Source organism: Mesorhizobium sp. M7A.F.Ca.US.014.04.1.1 (genome assembly GCF_003998745.1).
GTDB classification, from domain to species: domain Bacteria; phylum Pseudomonadota; class Alphaproteobacteria; order Rhizobiales; family Rhizobiaceae; genus Mesorhizobium; species Mesorhizobium ciceri.
Genome location: NZ_RZRW01000208.1, coordinates 1 through 2,658, shown reverse-complemented (window position 1 = coordinate 2,658; position 2,658 = coordinate 1). Strand labels below are relative to the sequence as shown.

The 2,658-nt window shown below is 62.4% G+C and carries 2 protein-coding genes and 1 pseudogene (1 of these 3 only partly in view); all 3 read right to left on the bottom strand.

All coding sequences use genetic code 11. The features are described 5' to 3' along the window. Positions 1 to 254: pseudogene (locus EOA22_RS15715) on the bottom strand (MucR family transcriptional regulator); it reaches 202 nt to the left of the window's first position. 216 nt (positions 255 to 470) lie between these two features. Next, positions 471 to 1,190, bottom strand: coding sequence for an ROK family protein (locus tag EOA22_RS15710; RefSeq protein ID WP_063169511.1), 720 nt, complete (start codon positions 1,188 to 1,190; stop codon positions 471 to 473). Between the two features lie 13 nt (positions 1,191 to 1,203). Then, positions 1,204 to 2,580 (bottom strand): glucose-6-phosphate dehydrogenase, encoded by a 1,377-nt coding sequence (gene zwf, locus EOA22_RS15705; protein ID WP_063169510.1) that lies wholly within the window; start codon positions 2,578 to 2,580, stop codon positions 1,204 to 1,206. Positions 2,581 to 2,658: the final 78 nt, after the last annotated feature.

Here is a 2,658-nt window from a genome sequence, read left to right as displayed (position 1 = left end):
AACTTCTTGCCGTCTTCGAGGCAGATGATGAAATCGGGCGTCACCGACTTCTTGGGATTGACCGCCGGGACCAGCGGGGCAGCCACCGGGACCGCAGGCTTGCCGAGCCCGCTTATCGAGGCGCTGACGCTGGCGATGAGGTCGGCCAGGCCGGAGGCAGGCAAGCGGTTCTTCTCGACGTAAGCGGACACGATGTGGGCGGTCAGCTCGAGCAGATCGATGTCTTTACGGGCACTGTTGCTATCGTCGGTCACTCTATTTCTCCGTCTACAGCGAATGACCTGAAAATCGGATTCGACTTCCGGAAAGGATCATGCGCGAAATCAAAATGCTATGGCGTCCTTCGTGCGTCCACGGGACGAATTGGCGTTGTTGTAGCGCGGAATTCCTAGTCGGCAAATCTGCGTATTGCAACGACTTGATGGCAGGTCACACGTTATTTTGAACAACTATATTAAACAATAACAGTATCAGACTATCAGCGCCTTGTCGCGCCACAAACGAAACCCGCCTTCGAAGGCGCGTGTGTTGTCGCCGCGCCTGGAGTCGGCGGGCAATTCATCGAGCTTGTCGACGTTGCCGCCGCCAATGACGACATAGTCAGGCTGCATGGCGGCACGGAGCCGGTCGACGACGTCGAAGACGTATTTGCGCCATTTCTTCTTGCCGCGCTTTTCCAGGCCGCGTTCGCCGACATAATCCTCGAAGCTCTTGCCCTTCTTGTAGGGCAGATGCGCGAGTTCCATCGGTTGGGCGACGTTGTCGGCAATCATCGCCGCACCGAGCCCGGTGCCGAGCCCGAGGAACAGCATGCGCCCGCCCTCGTAGCTGCCGATGGCCTGCATCAGCGCGTCATTGACCACTTTCACCGGTTTGCCGAACGCGCCCGCAAAGTCGAATCCAGCCCAGCCCTTGCCGAGATTGGCGGGGTCGGCGAGCGGCCTGTTGTGGTTGACCGGACCGGGATAGCCCATCGAGACGACGTCGTAGGACAGGCCTTCGGCGAGCTTCTTCACGGTATCGATCATCTGTTGCGGCGTCAGCCCCGGCCCCGAATCGGCGCGGCGCTCCGCGCCGCCGGCGCTGGTGAGGATCTTGACGTGCGAGCCGCCGATGTCGATCGTGAGCACGATCTTTTCAGTATCCGGCGTCTCGGTGCCCGATGCTGGTTGCTTCACTGCCTTGGCCATCGCGTGGTTCCTCTCACTTCACCGGATCGATCCAGCCATTGGGTGGCCCGAACCCGGCCATGACGTCCGCCGGTCCCCATGTCAGCGGCTCGTAGAGGTGCGGCGGCGTGGTGTCGCCAAGCACCGGGCCGACGATGCGCCAGGCCAGTTCGCTGGCGTCCTGGCGGGTGAACAGCTGGCCGTTGCCGTTCATGGCGTCGCCTATCAAGCGCTCATAGGGCGGCATGTCGCCCTTCGAGTCGTCGAGCGCCGTCAGTTCGACCTGCTCGCCGATCATGTCGTCGCCCGGCGCCTTGCGCTGTGCTCCGATGGCGATCACCACCTGTGGGTCGATGCGGAAGCGGACGTAGTTCTGGTCGGCGGGCTTGATCGGATCGAAGACATCGAGCGGCGGCCGCTTCAGCCGCACCACCACTTCGGTGACATGCACCGGCATGTTCTTGCCGGCGCGGATGAAAAACGGCACGTCCTGCCAGCGCCAGGTGTCGACGAAGAAACGCACCGCCGCGAAGGTCTCGACGGGCGAGTTCGGCGCCACGCCGGGTTCAGTGAGATAGCCGGTGAACTGGCCGCGCACGACATCGTCTTTGGTCAGCGTCCTGATCGCGCGCAGCACCTGCACCTTCTCGTCGATCAGATCGTCGGCGGAGCGGCCGACAGGCGGCTCCATGGCAAGCAGCAACAGGATGTTGAGCAGATGGTTCTCGATGACGTCCCTGATGCAGCCGACATCGTCATAGAAGCGGCCACGTCCCTCGACGCCGAAATCCTCGGCCATGGTGATCTGCACGCTCTCGACGTAATTGCGGTTCCAGATCGGCTCGAGGAGGGAATTGGCGAAGCGGAAATAGAGCAGGTTCTGGATCGCTTCCTTGCCCAGGTAGTGGTCGATGCGGAAGATCGACTGCTCGTCGAACACCAGATGCAGGACCCGGTTCAGCCAGCGCGCCGATTGCAGATCGTGACCGAAGGGCTTTTCCACCATCAGCCGCGCGCCATGCGCCGTGCCCGACTGCTCCAGCCCCTGGACGACGGTCTCGAACATGGTCGGCGGCACCGCCATGTAATGCAGCGGTCGCTGTGCGGTGCCGAGCGCGCTCTTCAGTTTCTCGAACGTCGCTCCGTCACGGTAGTCGCCGCTGACGTAGCGCAGCAGCGAGGCGAATTTGGCGAACGCTTTTTCGTCGATCTTGCCGAGCGCATTGACGATGCCGTCACGCGCGCGCGCCTGCAGTTGCTTGAGGTCCCAGGCATCGAAGGCGACGCCGATCACCGGTTCGGTAAGCGTGCCCTTGGCGACCATCTGGTAAAGGGCTGGAAATATCTTCTTGTGGGCGAGGTCGCCGGTTGCCCCGAAGAGCACCAGCGTGTCGGACCGTTCCTGGCTCATGCGCGTGTCTCCCCCGCTGTCCTCACTTGCCGGCCTTCGGCTTCCCGACATGGCCGCCAAAGGCATAGCGCATGGCGG

Bases quoted from the DNA above. Each gene is read 5' to 3' on its own strand.
- zwf (WP_063169510.1), bottom strand. From the start codon at position 2,580: ATGAGCCAGGAACGGTCCGACACGCTGGTGCTCTTCGGGGCAACCGGC.
- EOA22_RS15710 (WP_063169511.1), bottom strand. From the start codon at position 1,190: ATGGCCAAGGCAGTGAAGCAACCAGCATCGGGCACCGAGACGCCGGAT.